Consider the following 21928-nt stretch of genomic DNA (forward strand, 5'->3'; position numbering starts at 1 on the left):
ATAGACCTTGTGGAACGCCGGCAGCAGCCGGAACCCCGCAAAGGCATATAGCCCTATCACAGGCAGTGCGCTGCCGATGCTGCCGCTTCTCATCAGGATGTAGACCGAGATCAGGCAGACGGCCGCGAAACCTACCGCTTCGGCCAGGAACTTCGGCAGCTGCGAGACGACCTCGCCGGCTGCGCTGTGAAGAGAGAATCGTCTGGACGGGCTCTCGAAGGCGGCAAGATAGGCGCTCGACTTCCCGAGCACCTTCAGTTCCTTGATCCCGCCGAGAACCTCGGACATCGCCTGATATCTTTCGCGATTTGCCTGAAGGCGACCTTCGCCGCTGCGTCCAAGGAACCCGCTCACGCTGACGTAGACGACGGAATAGAGTGCAGCCACCGCAGAAAGTACGCTCAAGGTAACAATGGGATCTATCGCCAGCAACAGAGCGAATATGGCTGCCACCAGACTGAGGCTCGCCGCCAAGGCCAAAGCTGGAGCGACGCCGCACCGTATGACCTCGTCGACCTCTGACACCACCGTCTTGGACATTTCCGATGTATTCCGGTCGAGGAAGAACCGATAAGGCTGCGACAGGTAATGCGACACCAGTTCGACGCCAATCTGATGTCGCCGTGTGTTTATGAACTTGAGCTCTACATAGAGCACCACCGCTCGCAGGGCGGAGACCAAGAGGACGATGACGAGCGTGAAGATGGCGAGCGCAAGCAGGAAGCTCCAACTGTCGACAAACCCGAGCTCGTCGTATGCGGCCCTGAGGTAGGCATTGCTATGGACGACGTCGGGGTTAGCGAGCACGGCCAGAAACGGCGCCACCGAAGCTACTCCCGCCGCCTCGACAGCGGCCGTGGCCGCCAGCAAGATGATCAGCAGGCCTCCGCGGACGAGGTCAGACGGAGTGAGGATTGCGATCAGCGCGCGGAGAGTCTTGTTGAGCATATCCTGTGCTTTCGCGTGTTCAACAGTACGCTTGGCGGTCCGACTGGACGGGCGAGCTAGTCCGGAGCATTCTTGGAGAAGCCGCCCGTACGAAACAGAAGCACCCTCATGAACCTCGAAGCTTGGCGAGTTCGACACCCGCTGCCTAGCGCCGTTACATGTGGTGCGTGGCTGTGTATGCGGATGATGCGAGTCCCCGCTGTGTAAGCAGCTTGCCGGGATCAAGTGATTAGGTTGCGGACCAGCACGAGCCTGGTTAGCCGTCGAAAGTCCTAGCGGCCAGGGGCGACAGAGTGCACAGCGCCCACCGCGGCAGCTTGAGGAGCCTCGCGCACTGCCAGCACCGCCTCCGCATGCTCAACCGGGACGGTATCCGCTTTGCGCAGCCGTCCGCGGTGGAGCTCGACGATGCGAGCTCGCTTGTGGAGAGTGGCCAGGCGGTGGGTGATCATGATGATTGTCTTCTGCCCGGCCAGGCCTTCGACGGCGGCGAGGAGGTTGGCTTCGGTTTCATGGTCGAGCGCGTTGGTGGCCTCGTCGAAGATCACGATGTCGGGTTCATGATAGAGCGCGCGGGCGATGCCGAGGCGCTGGCGCTGGCCGCCCGACAGGCGCACCCCACGCTCGCCGACGCAGGTGGCGTAGCCGTCCGGCAGCTGCACGATGAAGTCGTGGATCTGCGCCAGCCTTGCCGCCCGCTCCACCGCCTGCCGGTCGATTGCCTCGGCCTCGATGCCGAAGGCGATGTTNGCTGCACGATGAAGTCGTGGATCTGCGCCAGCCTTGCCGCCCGCTCCACCGCCTGCCGGTCGATTGCCTCGGCCTCGATGCCGAAGGCGATGTTGCGCGCCACCGTGTCGTCGGCGAGGAAAATGTGTTGCGGCACGTAGCCGATATTGTTCTGCCAGGCCCGGACATTGGCCTCCGTGAGGGGCGTCCCGTCGATCAGGATGCGCCCCTCGTCGGGGCGCAGCAGGCCCAGCAGCAGATCGACCAGGGTGCTCTTGCCGACCCCACTCGGACCGACGATGCCGGTCACGCTGCCGGCGGCGATGGTCAGACTGAGATCGCATATGGCCGCGGGCCTGGCGCCATCATAACGGAAGCTGACATGTTCAAGCTCGATCGACCGGCGCAGGCACAGGCGCTCCTCGCCACGCGTACCGATCCCGTGCCGTCCCCCGCCTCCAGGGGCCTGCCGCAGTTCCTCTGCGATCGCGCCCACCGCAGGCGCGGCAAAGCGCAGCAGCGCCACCGAGGAATAGACCTTGTGGAACGCCGGCAGCAGCCGGAACCCCGCAAAGGCATATAGCCCTATCACAGGCAGTGCGCTCGCAAGGTGCTCCTGCTGCACCACCAAGTAGATGGAAATCAGGAGAATTGAGGCGAACCCAACAGCCTCGATCACGTATTTTGGCGTTTCCGCCAACACGCCGCTCAGGGTCCGATAAGCACAATACCGCTTCGATGGGCGAGAGTAAGCCGCCAGGAACGTCCCCTCCCGTCCTAGCACCTTCAGTTCCTTGATCCCGCCCAACACGTCCGTCGAAGCCTTGAAACGCTCTCCATTGGCTTTCAGCCGCTCACGACCGATGCGTCCCAGCACCTCGCGCGTGAAGACATAAATCAGCGCGAACATACCGCCCGCGCTCGCCGTGAGCAGCAGCGCCAGAAGCGGGTCTATGGCCAACAGAAACAATACAACCGCCAGGGCCATCAGGCCCTGCGCGACCAATACTAAGGCAGGTACGACGGCATTCTCAACAAGCTCATCGACCTCGACCAGTATTGTTTTTGTCAGTTCGGCCACATTCTTGTCTAGAAAATACCGGTAGTCGCGATCCAGGCTGGCGTTCAGAAGTCGTGTCGCGATTCGGTGGCGGTGCTCATTTGCATATAGAAACTTTACATAGTGTAGGACAGCTCTGAATACGGAAATCAAGCATATAAAAACAAGCGTCCCTATGGCAAAGAATATGATAAAGGAATTATAAGAACTGAATCCTAGATCGACAAACAGTTTATTAATGATTTTGTTTGTCGTAATTATTTGGGGATCGCCCAATATCAGCAGCAGGGGAGCGATGGAAGCGACGCCAGCCACCTCCACGGCTGCCAGAACGGCCAACAGACCGACCAGCCGCGCTGCTCGGATGCGTTCTGATGGCTCCAGTAGCCCGGTGATGTCTCGAAGTGTGTGGGCGATGCTCATGTATCGGCCTTGTGCCGCGTGATGGAGATGCCGCCGGCCTGATTCAGCGTTGTTCGCTCGACAGGGGCGGTCGCGGCGCGTAGCAGCACGTCGCGGAGAATTTCCGCCAGGCAGCTTTCGCACCGATCGAACTGGAACCTCGCCAGGAAACGCGCACGGGCCGCCCGCCCGAGCCGTTGGCGCAAATCCGGGTTGCGCGCGAGCTTCTCCAGCGCGTCGGCCAACGCACCGGCATCGCGGGCCGCGACCATGTACCCGCTCGAGCCCTCATCCACGATCTCCGGAATCGCCGCTTCGCCGGTCGTCACGAGCGGCAGGCTGTATGCCATCGCTTCGAGGAGGACACCGGGAAAGACTTCCTGAGGATAAAAGGTCGGGAACGCGAAGATATCGGCATCCAGCATGAACTCTGCTTTTCGAGCTCCGTAAGCGGGGCCGGCGTAGCGCACTTCCTCCGACAGGCCGAGAGCGTCGATCCGCTCCCGAAACACTTGCAAGGCGATGTCGCCCGGTTCTCCGACGAAGGTGGCCCGGAAAGGCACACCCCGGCGTTTCAGTATTTCGAGCGCACTCAGCAACACCAGCGGACCTTTGGTCTCAAACAGGTGAGACAGGAACAGTATGTGTGGGATTCGGCGAGCCGGGCGGTCAGGTAGCCGGATTTCCCGACAAGGGTCGGGGAGCGCATCCGGAAGATAGTAGACCTGCTCGTCCCGCACGAACTCCGATACGTCGTCGAAGACGCGGGGGGACAGCAGTATCACCCAGGCCTTGGAGAAGGCCCAACGGCACAGGGCCCGGTGGAGGGCGCTTCGCTCGGCAGTGCGGCGGATGCCGCGGCAGCGCATCTGCAGAATATGCGGAAAGCCGAGCCCCTTGACCACGCCGAGCAGCACGATGCCTCCCAGATACGCGTACCCCGTCGACGGCAACGTGTAGAGGACGACGCCGGGGGGGCGGAAGACGAGAGCAAACAGCAGGCGTACAACATGACCGGAAAGTCGAATGATCTTGCTTAGTGCGAACCTGTTTGTATCGTCGATGGACCGCGCAAGTTGAACAGGCAGTACGTTCAGGTCGAACTCGTCGCGGATTCGCCGGGAGGAGGCAAGCCGCTGGTTGGTAATGGCCGCGCCATGTGCTGGCGGTGGTAGCTGCACCATCATTAGGACGGCATGTTTCGGCATGATCTCCTGCTCCTTCCGGCAACGTTTTGCTGACGCGGCCTGGTCGCTCCGGTTCATTCTGCAGCGGCTATTTCGCCCAAGGCAGTCGCATGGCGGCTGGCGGGCCCTGACTTCCGGAGGTAGGCGAGATTCGCAGCGCCCCGTAGCGACTGCAGATAACCAATCGTGAAGGCGACGCCGATCACATAGAGCGGACTCTGCAGCGCCACGTTCGAGAAGACGCAGATGAAGAGGGTGAAGAACGCCACCGCCGCATGCGCCCGCACGCGTACGGGCATTTTGGAGCTCGGATAACAGCCAATGATAACGGCGCTCCAAAGCACGAGCCCGACCATTCCCAAACGAAGGATGATGTCGAAAAAAGCATTGTGGGTGCCGATCAGCAGGAAGGATGTGTCCTCCTCCGGCAAGAAGAAGAGGCGGCCAATGACCATGGTATATTCATTCCGCAGCGCCTCGGTGCCGAAGCCGACGCCGATCCCCCAGGTCTCTGCCAGCGCCTCCAAGGCATCCCCCCAGAATGTGACGCGCCATCCGGTGTTAGGATCTAAAACAAACAAGCTGATCGGGTCGAGTATTCCGAAGATCGCCAAACCCACCAAACCTAGCATAAGGATGTTGGCCAGCGTTCGTTCCAAATGCAAACCGATCATGCAAAGAAAAGAAGCAGCCATGGCCACGAAATAGGCCAGGACGTTCTGAAGTCTGAACTCTATCGTAGCGGATAGGATAAATACGAGCATCAAAAGAAAGCCGCCCACGATTGGATTCATTCGAACCATGGCGAGGTAGGTTATTCCCACCAGAGCGATCATCACATCGTTCTGCAAGGTGACAAAGGCCTTCGGCGGGTCCAGAGGCGTCTCCATGTCGCCAAAGACGTACAAGCGCGCGGGAATGCTGACAATGAACACCAGAATGATGGTGCCGACGAGGATCGCGTCACGGTGCCGATCGATGCCCTTGTCTTCCCACCACTTTTGCGATGCGGCTATGACGGGAAGCAGAAGGAACACAAAGGAGGACTGCTGGACGATGATGCCGGCTTGGTGATATCGGGTCCAGCCATCGGGAAGAAGCTCCAGATAGGACAGGCCGACGTAAAGTAGCCCCCAGCATGTAAGAAGCAGAGCGGGAATGTTCTGCGGCGATAGGAGAGTCCGTCCGGCGTAGGCAAGCGAAAGTAGAAGGATGAAGGCAAGAAGAGGTGCACCGAGCGCCTTCAGTCCCGCACCGCCCAGCAGGCAGATGGCGAGAAGCAATATGGTGAACGCCCAGCTCCCGGCTGCGGGACGCTGCCGCCGCGGATGGAGAAGAGTAGTTGGTCCCCTCAGCCATCTTCCGTGCCAGTCGCGTTCATTCGTCGTCGAAGACATTAAGCGTCAGCCCTGCCGAATACATCTGTGCGACGGTCGGAACCAGAAGTCACTCAGCCGTCGTGGCGATCTCCACGCCGACGGGCGCCGAGCGCGCACCCGAGCCTCCCTCTGCGGCAAGGTGGGCCTCGTAGAAGCGCTTCAGCCCCTGACGCAGCCCGGTGCGGGCCCGCCAGCCCAGGGCTGCCATCCTGCCGACATCGACGAGCTTGCGCGGCGCCCCGTCCGGTTTTGAAGAGTCGAAGCAGATGCGGCCCTTGAACCCGACGGTCTGTGCCACCGCTTCGGCAAAATCCGCGATTGTTATGTCCTCACCGGTGCCAACGTTGATCGGCAGGTCGTCCGAGTCCTGTTGGCGACGCAGGTCCACCCTCTGGGTGCCGGTCGATACGAGGTGACAGCCCTCCTGCCTAAGGCATTGCGTCAGTGCTTGGCCCACCATACCTCGATGACCGGCGACCCAAACCCGCTTGCCGTCGAGAGAAAAGATTTCCCGTCCCATGAATGTCCCTCCGGTAAGGGTGCCCTATCAAGCGGTTGAGCGGTTGTATGTGCTTGGTCGTATCGCTTCCGGGCGACAGCTCGTGGCCTGAACCTCGATCGGTTCAAGCGGTAGCCGGACCGGATGGTACAACGTGCGCCGTATCGTCTGGGACATGCGTCAATTCCCCGGTCCGTCAGATCGAACTGGTAGCTTTCCAAGATGCCGCCTCTTGAGATGATGACATCTTGCTCGGCATGGCTAGGGCACTGCCTCGGGCGCTCTGCGCAAGACCGACCGGGCCTTGTGCTGCCGCCTGAGACCACCTTGTCGTGATAACCGCCATGTCCGTCTGTGCCGTTCGCCGCTACCAGATCGCCGCGCGAGCGTTCTGCCAATGCGGCTCCATCGGGATCGCCTTCAGATCCCCAAGCACCATTTCCTCAACCAGGGAATCGAAGCTCGTCTCATGCTGCCACCCCAGGCGCACCCGAGCCTTGCTCGGGTCGCCGACCAAGAGTTCGACCTCGGTCGGCCGGAAATACCGGTTGTCAATCTCTACCAGGATTCGACCCGAACGCGCATCCCGACCCTTCTCTTCCAACCCCTTTCCATGCCACTCGATTTGCATCTCCACGCAGGAAAATGCCTTCTCAACGAACTCGCGCACCGTCCGAACCTCGCCCGTGGCAAGCACGAAATCGTCCGGTTCCGGGTGCTGGACGATCATCCACATGCCTCGGACGTAGTCGCGCGCGTGGCCCCAATCACGCCCTGCATCGAGGTTACCTAGGTAGAGCCTGTCCTGCAGCCCATGATGAATAGCCGCAACAGCTCGGGTCACCTTGCGAGTCACGAACGTCTCGCCGCGGATGGGGCTCTCGTGATTGAAAAGGATGCCGTTTGAAGCATGAATGCCATACGCTTGGCGGTAGTTTACGGTGATCCAGTATGCATACAGCTTCGCTGCCGCGTATGGGCTCCTGGGATAAAACGGGGTGGTCTCGCGCTGCGGGACTTCTTGTACTAGGCCGTAAAGTTCGGACGTGGATGCTTGGTAGAAGCGCGTCTTTTCAGTAAGCCCCAGCAGTCGGATCGCCTCCAGCAAGCGGAGCGTCCCCAAGCCATCCGTATTGGCGGTGTATTCCGGTGTCTCGAAACTTACCTGCACGTGGCTTTGCGCAGCGAGATTGTATATCTCGTCGGGTTGAACCTCCGAAACGACGCGGATGAGGTTGGTAGAGTCGCTCACGTCGCCATAGTGCAGGATGAGTCTGGGGTTGTCCTCGTGGGGATCCTGGTACAGATGCTCAATGCGGCCGGTATTGAAAGACGATGAGCGCCGCTTTATGCCGTGGACCAGATATCCTTGGCCGATCAAAAACTTAGCAAGGTACGCGCCATCCTGTCCGGTCACCCCGGTTATCAGAGCGGTTTTTTGTCGTGTCATGTTTGTTCCCATGCTTGTGCGACTGCGGTGCAATCGCATGGAGCAGGAATTCGCCCACGCTACCGCAGTCTGGGTGAAATCAAACCCAGTGAACCGGCTCGACGGTGCTGCGACGCCTAGGCCGGCAGCACGCTCCTCCGATGCGTCTTCACCTCGACGCATCGACCCATGATCTCGAGCAGGATGCGAACAGACTGGGTACCGTCCAGCCGATCTAACCTGCCAAGTTGTTCTGCAAATGGCCCCGACACTAGACGCACGACCTGACCAGGCCGAAGCAGATTGTCGAGATGTATTACGCCGTGCCTGTCAGTCGCCTCGATGAGCGCTTCAACAACACCTTCAGGAACCTGCGCTGGCATTTCTCCGAACCGAACAAGGTGGGCCACGCCATATGTTCCATCGATGCTGAGCCAGCGGTCCCGGCGCAGATCGAGTCTCACGAACAGGTAGCACGGGAACAGCGGCCCCATTACGACTTTCATCTGGCGGGCGTGTCGTATGGTTCTTTGCAACCTTGGCAGGAACGTGGAGAACGACTGATTCCCAAGTTCGCGTTCCGCCCTTGCCTCTTGATTGGGAAGGCAGAAGACGGCGAACCAGCGTGCCGTTCTCGACTCGGCGGCCGCAGTAGTGCCTTCTGGTGCCTGGCTGCAACCGGCCCGCATCGGATTATGTCGGGCCGCGTCCATGCCCAGCCGGGACGTCAAAGGAACAGATGATTCCGACACGTGCCCCACCATAGTTCAATGAGCCTTTCTGTCAGTAAGTATTTTCACTGCAGTTCGGCATATAAGATAGATATCAAGCCAAATGCTCCAGTTATTAATGTACCATAAATCATGATTAACGCGTGCGGCCATCGCGTTCAATTCTCGTGTTTCGCCACGAAAACCATTTATCTGCGCCCATCCCGTGAGCCCGGGCTTTACATTCTGACGACGCGCGTAAAAAGCAATAAGTGCGGAGTAGTATTCGTCATGCGCGACTGCATGCGGACGAGGTCCTACAATCGACATCTCGCCCCTTAACACGTTCAACAGTTGCGGTAACTCGTCTATGCTCGTGCGCCTTAGCAGCGACCCGAAGGGCGTAACGCGCGGATCGTCAGCCGTGGCCTGCGCGATCGTCGGGCCGTCTTCGCATACCCGCATCGTACGGAATTTGTAGATCTGGAAACGCCTGCCACAGAGGCCCTGGCGCTCCTGGCGAAAGATAACCGGGCTGCCGGACGTAGCGCGGATGGCGATGCTGACGGCGATCAGCAAAGGCGCCAGCAAGACGAGTCCCGCGAGCGCGATGCTCACGTCGAGGGATCGCTTCATTGCGCGTTCGGCCCACGACAGCGGGGCCCGCTGGAGCTCGAAGCCCTTGAAGGGGCCGAAACGTAGCGCCGATGTCTGCAGCAGCCGTTCCATTGCTGCATCCGCAAACAGAAACACGGGCAGCGGAAGGCGTCCCAGTGCGGTCGCTAGGTTGCGGAGCTGCCTGCGCTTGTCCCAAGGGAAAAACAGGTAAATCTCGTCAAACGGTACCCTTTGGAGGGCGTCACGGAGCTCCCGCACTAGGTCCTCACACATTCTAGCGAACGCCCGACCGGTCACCTTGTCCGCCGGAAGGATCGACACGCCAACAATCTGTATGCCGCGGTTCTGCGCTTCGCTGAGCACTTCGGCTGATGCTTGGTCTCCAAAGCAGATGAGGTGGGCTCTCCGAATCGCAATGGCACCGCGTCCAAGCCAGACGCGCAAGGCCTTCACCGTCCCCACCCGGACAAGCACAATCGCTGCCGCACCGACTGCAAACGAAGTGATTAGCAGCTCGTGCGACAGCTCACCTATCGTTTCGACCAGGAGGCCGATCCAGGCAAACACGAAGGCCACCATGAGCCAGCTCAATAGCGCGTTTCGGGCGCTGGCCATCGGCTCAAGATATAACCCGGTTGTGTATGCGCCAGAAAGGCTCTCGAAAACCACAAAGAACGTTGCAGCAAGGGAGGTCACCATCAGGACGTGGGGGTCGCGCAAATCGTAAAGGATATGCGGCTGATAAAAAAGAATGACCGCATGCACACTCAGCCCAACAATAACGAAATCAGCGACCATGCAGACCCCCACTAGAAGGGCTTGCGGAAAATGAAATGCGGCACGCCCATAAACTACCGACTTCTTGGGAATGGTTTGGATAATCTCTGTCATCCGACGCAATTCCAATGATAAACCCGTGCCTGCGCGAGCGGATATCCGCTTCTTAAAGATTTCTTTGGTCGATCTTGGAATAAACAAGGTCTTTTGTACGTACGGCCGAACAAACTGACTCACATGGCGTCAAGCTATTAAAAAAATAACATCTTAATTTCGCGAACGTAAAAAACGTATTATATTTCATGGTTATTGTTGGTTAACATTGTCTGCTTGTCAATTGATTCGTTCGCAGCCGAATTGCGTATACGTCTACTACTTACGGAGAAGGTTCGCCGCTGGAAACGCTGAATGCGGTGGTTCCGTGGGAGGGTATTCCGCATGCCGCTGGCGAAGGCGCTGAAGCAGCCGGATGCACTTAATTTGAGAATCCACCGCCCAAGATTCTTACGTTTAAATGCCAACCCTTAGCAAAACCGGCGCATTCTTACGTTCAACTGCCAAGCGACAGCGGGAGTGGCATACGCTGCGGGCATGGTGCAGAAATTGCTCGCATCATGCCGAGGTAAAGTCGGCCGCACTCATCCGCAGGTATGGCAAAGGCGCGCTGTTCGGCACGGTCGAGAGGGCGCTGCTCTGTACGAGTTGCGACAGGGGCGGGCCGGTTCGGCTGGAGATTCACAGGCTGCCGAGGAAGCTGGAAAGATGCAGGACTTGATCGATTTCTACAAACCAACTCGGCCCTGGTGCTAGCCAACCCAGGCCCCTTTGCTTCGTTCGCGGTCCTTTTTGGAGGCGGAGGCTTCCTGGTCGGGCGCTACTTTTTGACGGAGCGCATCGCCAATCTCGAAAGCCGCATCGCCAGGCGGGATGACGAGATCGTCGACCTCAAAGTGCGACAGACGGCCAAGAAGCTGGAACTGCCAATGGTTCCTATCGCTCGTACCATGGCCGTCGACGAATACGACAGGCCGGCGCCTTTCAGTGGGAGGTTGCCTGAAAGGCGCCGGCCCGGACGAGCCATCAGGTCCGCCGCGCCTTAGCGATAGTTGAGTCGCAGCTTCGCCGTGCACAGCGTGATCGCGGAAGTTTGCATTTACGCGCTCCCGTCCGTTTCACTCTCCTCATCGATTTCGCGCACGGGCAAATAGGCGTTCGTTTCCAGCCATTCCCGCAGCACGATCTGAATGAGGTCCGCCCGGCCGATTTTCATTTCGGCAGCAATGGAGTTGAGAGCGTCCTCGGTTGCTGGCTCCAGCGGCAACGCCGGCGACGTTCCTATAGCATCAATGCGGCGCGACGCAGAATGATCTGCAAATCCGCACGCGAAATGTCTGCGATGCGACCAGCAGCGCTTTCAAGCTCTTCGGCAATGGATTGGCGTGTCATCGCATTAATCCGCTTGCCTGAGGCAGGGTGTTCTTAGGCACTCACCCGCTTGGCTGGTGCCTTCTTGGTTGGCGCCTTCTTGTTGGTGGGCATTTTTGCACTCACCTTACGACCCAACCCACTAGCTTTTGCTAGCTCCGATCGCTGTGCTGCGTAGCTTGGTGCTACCATAGGATAGTCCCGCGCCAACCCCCACTTGGCTCGATACTCGTCAGGCGTCATCCCAAGCAAGCCCAAGTGCCGTTTCATCGACTTGAACTTGCGCCCGTCTTCTAAAGAAATGATGTGGTCGGGAAACACAGATTTTTTGGGATTGACCGCCGGGGTCTGTTTTGGCTGCTCAACCACAGATGGCTTGACTAAGCTAACGAGAGCGGAGTTCACCGAAGAAATAAGATCGGGCAGGTCTGCTACTGGCACTGCGTTATTTTGGACAAACGCCGCAACAATATCCGCGGTCAATTCCATCAATTCTGCATTCTGGCGATTGTTCTCTTCGGTCATTCATCAAACTCCTATTGCTATTCCGCTTTCGTATGGGGGAAGTCGGATTGCGCAAGAAGCAGGTCCACAGAACGAAATACTCGGGATCATTGGCCGGCCGCTGCGCAGGTCCTCCGGAAGCCAGGCTGCCGGGGTTTGTTCCTCTTTTGTCCGAAATCGGCGTGTAGGATCGGATCGTTCCGACGCTCCTTCGCGTTGGGTAAACCGACAGGAGGAACGACCATGTCAGAGGACAAACACGAACGCATCCGGCGCCGCGCATATGAGATCTGGCTGCCGCAGCTGAATTCGTGGCGATCCCTAAAACCGACCTCGTTCTGCTGGGAAATACAAGTGCTGACGTCGCGGCGCTCATTCCTGAAGCTCTTTGGCGCCGTGTCGCTCGCGACATTCGGTCTGGCGAGTTATGCCCTCGCGATTGAGCCTCGGTTTCGACTGCGTGTCACTCACTACAAGCTCCTTCCGCCGCGCTGGCCGACGACTGCCAGGCCCTTGCGCATCGTCGTGGTCGCTGACATCCACGCCTGCGAGCCTTGGATGCCGGTTTCCAGGATCGATGAGATCGTCGCTGTTTCCAATAGCATGCAGCCCGACATCATCCTTCTCCTTGGCGACTATGTGATGGGCGTGCTGCCTCGCTATGCCACCGGGATCGTGCCCGACACTGTTTGGGGCAATTCACTTTCGAAACTTTCCGCGCCACTCGGCTGCCACGCCATTCTCGGCAACCACGACTGGTGGCACGGTGTCGATAGCGTCCGCGCAGCCCTCGTCGACAATGGCATTCCGGTCCTGGAGAACACCGCCACGCTTATTCGGCCGCAGGATGGCCCAGCGTTCTGGCTCGCGGGTCTTGGCGATCAGTGGGCCAAGAAGTTTTCTCGCGGCGTGTACCAAGGCGTCGACGATCTGCCTGGAACAATGGCTGGAATACCCGACGACGGCAATCCGATATTGCTCCTTGCGCATGAACCGGACATCTTCATTACTGTCCCTGACCGTGTCAGCCTGACGTTATGCGGCCATACACATGGCGGACAGGTGCGCTTGCCATTCATCGGCCCCCCATCATCAATTCAGCCTACGGACAGCGCTTCGCCTATGGGCATATCGTCGAGGGTGGGCGGCACATGATCGTATCCGGGGGTTTGGGCGTATCGTGGCTGCCGGTGCGCTTCGGCGTGTCGCCGGAGATCATGGTCGTCGATATCGGCCCGAAAACGTTCTCTCTTCCTGTCGACGGATGACATCTGCCGTTCCAGAGAGACCTGCCGTTCGCGGTTGACCGTTCCGTGTGAGGGTATCGATCGTCGTGTACATGCGGTCGGGGTTTGGCCGAGTTCCCATCGCCTACAAGGCGAACGCGGCACAGTCCATCATCCTTTTTCGGAGGCCGGCTGATAGCTCTCGATTTCCACCAGAATGCCTTTGAGAAGTCGAGCCAAGCGTCCGAAACACCTTTCTTCGACATTCTCGGGACGGCCATGCTTGGACGAGCCCTCCTTTCGGCCATCGGCGGGCATACTCCTATTGGACGAGGCGGCGCGACCCAGCGTGTTAGGACTACTCCAATTGCTGAAGGGGCCTGCGTCGGGCAGCGTGCTAGAACTGTTGCGAATAGCGGATCGAAGAACCGGGACTCTGGGTATAGTCGACCAGGCCAGCCGAACACATTCCTTTTCGGAAACAGTGCTCTCATCAAAGCCACTGGCTTTCGGGAATGCGAGGCGCGCTGGTGGTTCGGCCATCCAGACACGGAGAAGTGCCCGAACTCAACCTGATGGGCGTGTAAGAGATCGGCATTGTGCTTGGCACCTTGACCCGCCGAATGGGTGTAGAGACGCGGAATTCACGACAATGAAGGCGGACGGGATCGAGTCGCTGGCCAGCCCCTGGCCAATCTCGTCACCGTGAAGGGGTGCGTGTCGTTGCCCAGCCGGCAAGCGGGGTCAGGGCCTTGTTGAACAAGCCGGAAATTGTCGTCGTGGGAGGCTTTGTCTCGCCGGAGCGGCGTAGCGAGATGTTCGAGGCTCTCGCTCGCCGTGCTGCGCCGGAGCCAGAGGTCGGAGCCTACAACCAGACATTCTGAGAGGAACTGGACCATGTCGGAGCGGATCGTCAGTTTTGTGATGAGCGGGGGCGTCGGGTCACGGCTATGGCCGCTGTCGCGCGAGGACAATCCCAAGCAATTCCACGACCTTTCGGGCGACGGCTCCATGCTCGCCAAAACTGTCCGACGCCTCAAGGCGCGGTCGGACGGCGAGACGCCGATCTATCTGATAGCCTCCGAACGGCATGCCGACCGCGTTATCTCGGACATCGGTCCGCTCGGCCTTAACGGTGGCAGCCCGATTTTCGAGCCCGTCAGCCGCAATACCGCCGCTGCGGTGGCCATAGCCACCTTGCAGACAATCTCCGAATATGACGGCGAAGCGCTTGTGCTGGTGGTCCCCTCCGACCATCAGATATCGACCGAAACGCAATTCTGGGAAACCGTCGAGACGGGCATGCCTGCCGCCGATTCAGGAAGCATTGTCGTATTCGGCATCAAGCCGACGCATCCCGAAATCGGCTACGGTTACATCGAGGTTGGGGCAACTGGTGACAGAGTGGCCGCCGTTTCGCAGTTTGTCGAAAAGCCCAATGCCGCGACGGCCCGCAAATATGTGTCTTCGGGAAGGTTCTACTGGAACGCCGGCATCTTCCTGTTTCGTGCCGACACGATGCGGAAGGCATTTCTCGAGTTCCGGCCAGACATCTGGGACACCGCGGAACGGGCCCATAAGGCTGCACGGACCGACCTCTTGGGCATCTACCTGCCCCAGGGCTTCTATTCGGCTGTCCCGTCGACGTCGATCGACTACGCAGTCATGGAGCATGCACGCGGTATTGCGATGGTTACGGCTTCCTTCCGCTGGAACGACCTTGGATCGTGGCAATCGCTGCTCGAAGCCAGCCCGACGGACCGCGACGGCAATGTCGTAATGGGCGACGTTGTCGCCATGGATTGCGGCAACTCCTATCTCAGAAGCCAGGGCAGACTGCTCACAGTCATTGGAATGAAGCATGTGGCGGTGGTGACGACACCGGACGCGGTATTCGTCGCTCCTGTCAGCCACAGCCAGAACGTGAAGAAAGTCGTCGAACAACTCGAGAAGAGCGGACGCCTTGAAACGAAGTTCACGGGGTCGGACGACCGGGTCATCATCAGCGGGTCATGGCGCAAGCGCGTCGAGCACTGGCTCTTCAACGAAACCCTGCCGCTGTGGTCCACTGCAGGTGTCGACGATGTGTATGGCGGCTTCCACGAGGCTCTCGGTTTCGATGCAAGGCCGCTGGGCAAACCCAAGCGCATGCGCACGATGGCTCGCCAGATTTACGCTTTCGCGGTGGCCAAAGAACGCGGCTGGGTTGGACCGGCCGACAAGCTCATCGACCACGGCATCGACTTCATCGCGAGACACGGCCGCACCGATCGCGGTGGCTGGGTGCGCACCCTTAATTGCGATGGCAGCGTGGCTGACCCGGCGGAGGACGCCTACGACCATTCCTGCGTGCTCCTGGCGCTTGCTCATGCTCACCGATGCGGCCATCAGGATGCCCTGCAGCTGGCACAAGAGACGTTCCATTTCATCGACACCCATCTCGAGGACGACAGCCTGAACGGCTTCCTCGAGACCCCCGGCTGGAAGGGGGTGCGGTTGTCGAACCCGCACATGCACATGCTGGAATCCTTCCTTGCCTGGCATGGCGTCACCGGCGAGCGTGCATATCTCCGTCGGGCGGCACGCGTCGTCGATCTCTTCCGGTGCCATTTCTTCGACCAGGAGAGCTGGACGCTTGGGGAACACTTCGACGTCGATTGGCTACCGTTGCCGGGAGACGAGGGACAGTGGACCGAACCAGGGCACCATTTCGAATGGGCCTCGCTGCTGGTTGATTTCGCGCGGGCAAGCGGGCAGAAAGACTTGGCAGCCTACGCAAGGAAGCTCTATTCGTCGGCGATCGCCAGCGGATTGAACCGGGCCACGGGCCTGGCTTATGCAGCTGTGTCGCGGCAGGGAATTCCCTTCGACCGGCTCTCCCGCAGCTGGCCGCAATGCGAAGCCGTCAAGGCGGCCGTCGCCCTGGACGGCATCGGCGGGCCTGATCTGAAACCCGAGATCGAAGCTCGTGTCGCCCGCCTCTTCAAATGGCATATCGATCCCGCACCGCTTGGCTTGTGGATCGACAGGATTGACGAGCGCGGAAGGTCACTGGCAACGGAGGTGCCCGCGAGCATTTTCTACCACCTCGTGACGGCCTTGATGCAGTATCTGGACAAGACCGCAGGGCAGGTCGAACCTTTCCCGCTGCCAGCTTTGGATACGAGCAAGAGCGTTGCGATGCAGGGTTATTACGGCTGACCCAACCGTCCGCCATAGCTCCGTGTTGGTGAAACGATCAATAACGAAACTAGTACAAGATAGGGAGGAATACCCATGAAAGTGACAATCCTGGGAAACTGTCCGCCCCATGCCTACAAGGGATTGATACAAGGCTCAGACCGGGAAGCTGCAATCAAGGCGGTTTTGGAAAGCGTTGGTGGCAAGGTATCCGGTATGATGTTTACTCGCGGCGCCTATGATATTGTCATCAATGCTGAGGTTCCGGACCAGGCCGATGGGATGGACCTAGCACTGGCGGTCCGGGCAAGCGGCTGGATAAACGACCTGGTTGTCCTCGAAGAACTCGACATGAATGCGGCGCTCGCAGCTGCCAAAAAGGCTGCCGGCGTTACAAGCTCGCCGGATGATTGGACTGGCTGTACATTGAAGGCAGCACGGTTCCGACTGAACGCGCCGTGCTGCCAAGTCTCAAGGAAAGACACGCTGGGGTTTCGGAAAGCCGGAGCAGGCGCGGCACTGGTTCTGCTTCAATACCGCGCCGACAGCGAACGCGCCCGGCTCAGGGGGTCAGAAACGGAGGTCATGCCGAGTTAATTTTGGAATGTACACCCTAGAAGGTGCGCTTGACGGATAGGCGAGGTCCGGTTTTGTAGAGGTTTCTTGTCGGAGCGCTTCTTTATCTAATCGGAGCGCGACAAGGCAATCGAGATCACATTGTCAGTATCTGTTTCAGGTAGCTCGAACAGCATTGGCAAAATTGGCCGCTCGGGCGGCGTTCTCATGATCACCGTCCCTAAGCGAGCTCGGACTTTACGACTTTCCAGGATACCTATGGTCCTGAGGCAGCGGTTGAGCTAGCCGTCACTTCCCTACACCCTGTGCGCCGCCACCAATCTCGCGTAGAAGGGCCCTGGCCGAACCCGGCCCTGCGACGCGAGAACTCCATGCGAATAGTGTTGCCTGTCCTGTTGCTCGGCGCCGCCCTCGCCAGCCTGTCGCCCGCCCGCGCCGGCGCCGGCGATTGCGGCGATGCCGCCGCGCTGGTGCAGCAGGCCTATCCCAAGGCCCGAAGGAGCGCCGACGGCACCTCGTTCACGCTTGAACCTCATACTAGCATCACCTCAACGCTCCCGGAGAGCGAAGCGCCATTTGGCCTGGTCTGCAAGATTTGGCCCGCCCATGTCGACCTGCTGTTGGTCGCAGTGCCGCTGATTGACAGGGCTAACGGCGACCACCTGCATGTCGGCGATATCGAGCTTCTGGTCGTCGACAGGAACACGCTGCGTGTGCGCCAGCGCCTGCTCCAGCCCGGTCTGATGACCGATGACATGATTGTCATTGAAAAGGTGGAATTCGACACCGGCCGTTATGCACTGGCCCCCGATGTCAGCGCATTCGGCCTGCGCATCGAAATGGCGCACTTTTCGCTGACCGCTCCCTTCACTGAAACCGACCTGCGGCTCTACGCCCTTGCCGACGATGCGCTTCGCTTGGTGCTCGACGGCCTCGTGGTGGCCGGCCATGGCGGCGATAGCGATGGTAGTTGCGCCGGATACTTTCATTCCAGCCAGGTCAGCCTGGCGATAAGCCCGGCGAGCCATCATGGCTATCACGATATCACCGCGGTTGAGCGGTCGAATATCGATAATCCCTCCCCCGACCAGAATGGCGAATGCCAGTCCCATCCTGGCAAGCCTGTGAAGCGGACCTACCGGATGCGCTATGACGGCAGCCGCTATCCGGTTCCCGCCGCACTCAAGGTGATGGGACTGTGATGAGGCCGCACGCGTCCTTGCCTTGGTTCGTCAATGTGATCAATTCCAGTTGAAAGGGTATCGACCATTAATTCTCTCGTGGTAGGAGGCGCTCAAGGGGGCTCTTCCCAAAGGAGCTGATGATTTGTGGTGGTCAAGATTCAAAAGGGGTTTTGCAGGAACGTGGGACGACAGACTTGACGGGCTATTCTCCGCAAAGGTCGACTACGCCGGAAAATCCATTCTCGATGTTGGCTGCAATATGGGTGTTGTCGCCTATGAGATATCCAAGCTGAAACCCAGTTCGATCCACGGGATCGACATTGCCAAGCCACATATCGAGACTGCAAAGATGTTGATGAGCGGCTCCCCGGTACATGCCCGGTTCGATCGCCTAAACCTCGGCAGCCGGCGCCTCGGCAATATCCTTCTACCGAAATACGATATCGTCCTGCTGCTGGCCGTCTATCAGCACATGCAGCGCAACATCGGCCCGGGCAAGGCGCGAAGGGTGCTTTCCAATATTGTGAGGCGCACCTCAAGCATTGTTGCCCGCGTTCCGCCTGGAACGGATGGCGAATTCATCGAAACGCTTTCTGACGAGGGGTTCCAGGTCAAGAGCACTCACACATCGCCTCTTGGTAGTCATGTGCTCGTGCTTGAGAAACCTGCCTTCGGAAATCCGCAGCCATAATGACACATTGCTTGTGGTAATCTGCCTCTTCAACATCCCATGTGCCAGCAGCGGGCGCAGACCCGCTGCCTGCCTGCAACTCGGCCGGGGCAGCGCCGATTCGCCGGCAGAAAGCATTTTACGGATGGACTTCGCGCCAATGGCGTTGACGTTGAGGGCCGCGGCTGCGGTGTTCTCTGCCACTGCCTTAACAGACTGGATGCGCCCGTTGGCGTAGGTGACGAATACCAATTTGGCCGTCACGGCGAGAGTACTGGCCGTCCCGCCTGCGGTCAGCGCGCCGCCGGTGTCGAAATTCAGCCATGTGCGCTATCAGCTCGCAGGCGCCCGTCCAGCGCTCTGGCTCAGGGTGCCGGAAGGGTGAACAGGGTTCGGAATAGCTCCTCCGCACGCCGCAGTCCTTCATCTGTCAGAACCACTGACTTCGCCTTGTTTGCCGGATTCGCGATCAACCCCTTCTCGTGCAAGCGATCCAGAGCATTCCAATCCAACCCCTTCCAGGCGCGCCTCTCTTCATGCAGCGTCAGCCAAAGCAGGCCCATAACGGCATCGTCGATCTTGTCGGTGTCGATCTCCATGCAAGCAGTTTAACACGCGAAAGCGCCGCTGCCACGATCCACACCGTAGGGTTATTCCTCGCGCAACGGTTCGCCTGAAAATAAATGCTTCACCTAGGCGTCGCATGCGCGACGGCGTCATTTGGGGGGACGAGCCGGGATGGGATCCGAGTTCATCATGGTGCCTAAGCGGCCGTGGCAGCCCTTGCTGCTGGCAATGAAATGCGAATTGGCGAAATCCTCGTCGTCGCTCTGGTTGCGCTTACCGCAGGCGAGCGGCGCACCATTCAGGTGCGCGTCATGCTGCCGGCATCGCGCAGTACAGCGTCACCCGCCGCAGGGTCCCATTCCATAGTGCGACCGACGCGCGGATGCGTTTGGCGGGACACTTTCTTCTCCGACGCGCTCTCCGACCGCAGAAGTCTCAACCTTGCCAGAGGTGGAATTTTTGGGCCCTGAGCGGTTATCGCGGAGCGCATCCCGGGCCACAATCGACTTTGCGACATCCGTTCACTGATTCACTGCCCGTCTAGCGCCAGAATGCGAAATCCGCTGTGAGGGTCGGGGCGTCGCAACAACCGCTCAAGGTCGTTCCGACATTGCATGGCTGACGTGTTTTCATCGAGCCAAGACTGACTCTGGTGCCGTGCCGGGAATGAGCTATAGTTCACATACTAAGACGGCCGGGCGCTTGCACAATGGCTGGACTGGGTGAACAGATTGCGCGTCAGCAGCGCACCATGGGACCGCTCCTGGTGGCGGCAGTGGTCATCGGCCTTATCGGTCTGCCCGTCGCAGCCTGGCTCGACCTCCGAGNCCTCCGAGACCTGTCGGAACGGATGCTGCGCAGGCAAGCCAGCGAAATCAGCCGCATCATCGACGAAATGCGCGGATTCTACGGCAGCGACGTCGTGGGACGCGTGCTGCAAGCTAACGGCGCCGTGACTGCGACGCACAACTACCGGGACGTGCCAGGTGCGATCCCTATTCCAGCAACCCTCTCGATCGAACTCGGCAAGCGCATCAGCGCTCATGACGGGTCGGTCAAATATCGGTTTGTCTCGGATCTGCCTTTCAAAGGTCGCGCGCCCCACCAGCTCGATGCGTTCGAGCGGAATGCAATCTTGGCTTTGCGCGCCAACCCGAAGGAGCCGATCATCGAGGTCTCGGGTTCACTGTTTGACCGGCAGGTCCGCGCCGCGGCCCCTGTCATAATGGGACAAGTGTGCGTGACCTGCCATAACTCACACCCGGACAGCCCCAAGACGGACTGGAAGGTAGGGGATGTCCGAGGGATCCAGGAGATATCAGTCAATCAGCCTATTGCTGCGAACGTGCTGACCTTCAAGTATCTGCTCCTATATTTCGGTTTCGCGGCGGCGGCGGGCCTGACGTTCATTCTCCTGCAGCGTCGGCAGTCCGCGTTGATTCAGGGCATCAACAAGGAGCTTTCCGAGGCAAACGACTTTCTGGCCGCGATTTCATTGAAGATCGCCAAATACCTTTCGCCTCAAATTTACAAAAGCATCTTCAGCGGCCAGAAGGACGTCACCATCGCAACCGAGCGCAAGAAGCTCACGATCTTTTTCTCCGACGTCAAGGATTTCACCGCGATCGTGGAACGGCTCCAGCCCGAGGACCTGACGCTTCTCCTCAACGAGTACTTCACCGAGATGTCGACGATCGCGCTCAAACACGGCGGCACCGTCGACAAGTTCATCGGCGACGCGCTTCTTGTGTTCTTCGGAGACCCCGAGACGCAAGGCGTCGAGGAAGACGCGAGAGCCTGCTTGCGCATGGCTGTCGACATGCAGCGTCGGCTGGAGCAGTTGAACAGGGTGTGGCATGACCGCGGAGTTGAACGGCCCTTCCGAGCTCGCATGGGCATCAACACGGGCTATTGCAATGTTGGGAACTTCGGTTCCGATGATCGGATGGACTACACGATCATTGGAGCCGAGGCGAACTTGGCGGCCCGGCTGCAGTCGATTGCCGAGCCCGGCGGCATCTGCCTCAGCTATGAGACTTACGCGCTCGTGCGCGACCTTGTCCGGGCGCGTCCATTAGCACCGATTGCCATGAAGGGGATCAGCCGGGAGGTTGTCCCCTACGAAGTCGAGGGCCTCCTGGGTGAACTCGCCCAGCGCCCTCAGGTCATCAGCGAGCATGCGACTGGTCTCGACTTGTTCCTCGATGTTGAGGCAATCGACGAGAACGGGGTGGAGCGGGCGAAGAAACGACTTTCGGAGGCGCTCCTGGCCTTAACCATCCGAAGCAAGCCCGCCGCATTTTAGGTTCTTGAACGTGATCCAATCTGGACCGTGGCCAGCCAAGTAAAGTCCGGTTCAACACTGTTCAGCCGCGCCGGGTCCCGGCCAGGAGTTTGCGCGCATCATCCTCGTTGGTCATCAGCGCCGTCAGCGCCGAGGCATCGATGAACATCAGTCATTCTCGTACAGGCTGTCGCGAAACGCCTTGTCGGCGGGCCTGCCGTGTTCAGGCTTACCCTGGGCTCGCAAATCACGGCAGAACCTGACGCCGATCTCCACCAGGGACGGTGTAGCCTGTTCGCGTTCAAGCTCATGCTTGAGCGCGGCATGGACGGCCTCGGCCAGACCGGTCCTCTTGAGCGCGGCGACCCGGCGGGCCAGCGCGTCGGACTTGGGATTCTTGATGTGGAACGCCATGACTCGCTCGTATAGCCGTTCAAGTGCATCGGTATATAGCGCACCGTGTGAAGGTCCGGGGAGCGTCGACCGGAAGGGTCACCAACGGAATCGGCCACGCCAACCGACCGAGTTGGCGGCTGCGCCTCGCTTGCCGCAGGCTGGATGGGGACCGTAACCC

Annotated in this window: 17 protein-coding genes and 3 pseudogenes; 6 read left to right on the forward strand and 14 right to left on the reverse strand. The window is 59.4% G+C overall.

Translation table 11 applies throughout. From position 1 onward, the window contains the following. The 11 genes and pseudogenes from X773_RS69325 to X773_RS69365 all read right to left on the reverse strand — a co-directional run. On the reverse strand, window positions 1-1086 hold a 1086-nt coding region (locus X773_RS69325; protein ID WP_198023640.1), incomplete at its 3' end, for an ABC transporter transmembrane domain-containing protein. 134 nt (window positions 1087-1220) lie between these two features. Further along, a complete protein-coding gene (locus X773_RS77635; protein ID WP_245274828.1) occupies window positions 1221-1610 on the reverse strand; it encodes an ATP-binding cassette domain-containing protein in 390 nt (129 codons plus the stop codon). Beyond that, window positions 1493-3160 (reverse strand): ABC transporter ATP-binding protein, encoded by a 1668-nt coding sequence (locus X773_RS69330; protein ID WP_023679932.1) that lies wholly within the window; start codon window positions 3158-3160, stop codon window positions 1493-1495. Before X773_RS69330 ends, X773_RS77635 begins: the two co-directional genes overlap by 118 nt. Further along, window positions 3157-4347, reverse strand: coding sequence for a glycosyltransferase (locus X773_RS69335; protein ID WP_198023641.1), 1191 nt, complete (start codon window positions 4345-4347; stop codon window positions 3157-3159). The genes X773_RS69330 and X773_RS69335 overlap by 4 nt, the downstream gene beginning before the upstream one ends. 53 nt (window positions 4348-4400) lie before the next feature. Then, complete coding sequence (locus X773_RS69340; protein ID WP_023679934.1) at window positions 4401-5609, reverse strand: O-antigen ligase family protein; 1209 nt, start codon at window positions 5607-5609, stop codon at window positions 4401-4403. 163 nt (window positions 5610-5772) lie between these two features. Further along, window positions 5773-6063, reverse strand: a pseudogene (locus X773_RS78530) (hypothetical protein); the annotation flags it as partial. A 508-nt stretch (window positions 6064-6571) separates the two neighbouring features. After that, window positions 6572-7666, reverse strand: a complete 1095-nt coding sequence (gmd, locus tag X773_RS69345) for a GDP-mannose 4,6-dehydratase (protein ID WP_023679936.1) — start codon at window positions 7664-7666, stop codon at window positions 6572-6574. 104 nt (window positions 7667-7770) lie between these two features. Further along, a complete protein-coding gene (locus tag X773_RS69350) occupies window positions 7771-8397 on the reverse strand; it encodes a transcription termination/antitermination NusG family protein (protein ID WP_084641696.1) in 627 nt (208 codons plus the stop codon). A 3-nt stretch (window positions 8398-8400) separates the two neighbouring features. Beyond that, a complete protein-coding gene (locus X773_RS73930) occupies window positions 8401-9852 on the reverse strand; it encodes an exopolysaccharide biosynthesis polyprenyl glycosylphosphotransferase (protein ID WP_023679938.1) in 1452 nt (483 codons plus the stop codon). Between the two features lie 1039 nt (window positions 9853-10891). After that, window positions 10892-11184: pseudogene (locus X773_RS69360) on the reverse strand (hypothetical protein). A gap of 33 nt (window positions 11185-11217) precedes the next feature. Then, window positions 11218-11688, reverse strand: coding sequence for a MucR family transcriptional regulator (locus X773_RS69365; RefSeq protein WP_023679941.1), 471 nt, complete (start codon window positions 11686-11688; stop codon window positions 11218-11220). 222 nt (window positions 11689-11910) lie between these two features. Between X773_RS69365 and X773_RS69370 the strand changes: the two genes are divergently transcribed. The 5 genes from X773_RS69370 (at window position 11911) to X773_RS69385 (ending at window position 18524) form a co-directional block, all read left to right on the forward strand. Continuing rightward, complete coding sequence (locus X773_RS69370; RefSeq protein WP_023679942.1) at window positions 11911-12822, forward strand: metallophosphoesterase; 912 nt, start codon at window positions 11911-11913, stop codon at window positions 12820-12822. A 968-nt stretch (window positions 12823-13790) separates the two neighbouring features. After that, complete coding sequence (locus X773_RS69375) at window positions 13791-16094, forward strand: AGE family epimerase/isomerase (RefSeq protein ID WP_023679946.1); 2304 nt, start codon at window positions 13791-13793, stop codon at window positions 16092-16094. Window positions 16095-16169: 75 nt separating this feature from the next. Beyond that, window positions 16170-16670 (forward strand): GYD domain-containing protein, encoded by a 501-nt coding sequence (locus X773_RS75455; protein ID WP_084641698.1) that lies wholly within the window; start codon window positions 16170-16172, stop codon window positions 16668-16670. Between the two features lie 350 nt (window positions 16671-17020). Continuing rightward, complete coding sequence (locus X773_RS69380) at window positions 17021-17851, forward strand: hypothetical protein (protein WP_031212830.1); 831 nt, start codon at window positions 17021-17023, stop codon at window positions 17849-17851. Window positions 17852-17975: 124 nt separating this feature from the next. Continuing rightward, complete coding sequence (locus tag X773_RS69385) at window positions 17976-18524, forward strand: class I SAM-dependent methyltransferase (RefSeq protein WP_156937458.1); 549 nt, start codon at window positions 17976-17978, stop codon at window positions 18522-18524. A 344-nt stretch (window positions 18525-18868) separates the two neighbouring features. Here X773_RS69385 and X773_RS69390 read toward each other — a convergent pair whose 3' ends face one another. Then, window positions 18869-19102, reverse strand: a complete 234-nt coding sequence (locus X773_RS69390; RefSeq protein WP_023679951.1) for a DUF6429 family protein — start codon at window positions 19100-19102, stop codon at window positions 18869-18871. A 117-nt stretch (window positions 19103-19219) separates the two neighbouring features. Further along, window positions 19220-19455: pseudogene (locus X773_RS76825) on the reverse strand (hypothetical protein); the annotation flags it as partial. A 324-nt stretch (window positions 19456-19779) separates the two neighbouring features. On the opposite strand from X773_RS76825, the gene X773_RS69395 reads away from it, so the two are divergent. After that, window positions 19780-21375 (forward strand): adenylate/guanylate cyclase domain-containing protein, encoded by a 1596-nt coding sequence (locus X773_RS69395; protein ID WP_023679952.1) that lies wholly within the window; start codon window positions 19780-19782, stop codon window positions 21373-21375. Window positions 21376-21522: 147 nt separating this feature from the next. On the opposite strand, the gene X773_RS69400 is transcribed toward X773_RS69395, so the two are convergent. Then, complete coding sequence (locus X773_RS69400) at window positions 21523-21768, reverse strand: type II toxin-antitoxin system VapB family antitoxin (RefSeq protein WP_023679953.1); 246 nt, start codon at window positions 21766-21768, stop codon at window positions 21523-21525. Window positions 21769-21928 lie beyond the last annotated feature (160 nt).

The organism is Mesorhizobium sp. LSJC280B00 (assembly GCF_000502835.1).
Lineage (GTDB): Bacteria > Pseudomonadota > Alphaproteobacteria > Rhizobiales > Rhizobiaceae > Mesorhizobium.

Coding starts and splice junctions, on each gene's coding strand:
- X773_RS69335 (WP_198023641.1), bottom strand. CDS start 4,347: ATGCCGAAACATGCCGTCCTAATGATGGTGCAGCTACCACCGCCAGCA.
- gmd (WP_023679936.1), bottom strand. CDS start 7,666: ATGGGAACAAACATGACACGACAAAAAACCGCTCTGATAACCGGGGTG.
- X773_RS69350 (WP_084641696.1), bottom strand. CDS start 8,397: ATGGTGGGGCACGTGTCGGAATCATCTGTTCCTTTGACGTCCCGGCTG.
- X773_RS73930 (WP_023679938.1), bottom strand. CDS start 9,852: ATGACAGAGATTATCCAAACCATTCCCAAGAAGTCGGTAGTTTATGGG.
- X773_RS69365 (WP_023679941.1), bottom strand. CDS start 11,688: ATGACCGAAGAGAACAATCGCCAGAATGCAGAATTGATGGAATTGACC.
- X773_RS69370 (WP_023679942.1), top strand. CDS start 11,911: ATGTCAGAGGACAAACACGAACGCATCCGGCGCCGCGCATATGAGATC.
- X773_RS69375 (WP_023679946.1), top strand. CDS start 13,791: ATGTCGGAGCGGATCGTCAGTTTTGTGATGAGCGGGGGCGTCGGGTCA.
- X773_RS75455 (WP_084641698.1), top strand. CDS start 16,170: ATGAAAGTGACAATCCTGGGAAACTGTCCGCCCCATGCCTACAAGGGA.
- X773_RS69380 (WP_031212830.1), top strand. CDS start 17,021: ATGCGAATAGTGTTGCCTGTCCTGTTGCTCGGCGCCGCCCTCGCCAGC.
- X773_RS69390 (WP_023679951.1), bottom strand. CDS start 19,102: ATGGAGATCGACACCGACAAGATCGACGATGCCGTTATGGGCCTGCTT.
- X773_RS69400 (WP_023679953.1), bottom strand. CDS start 21,768: ATGGCGTTCCACATCAAGAATCCCAAGTCCGACGCGCTGGCCCGCCGG.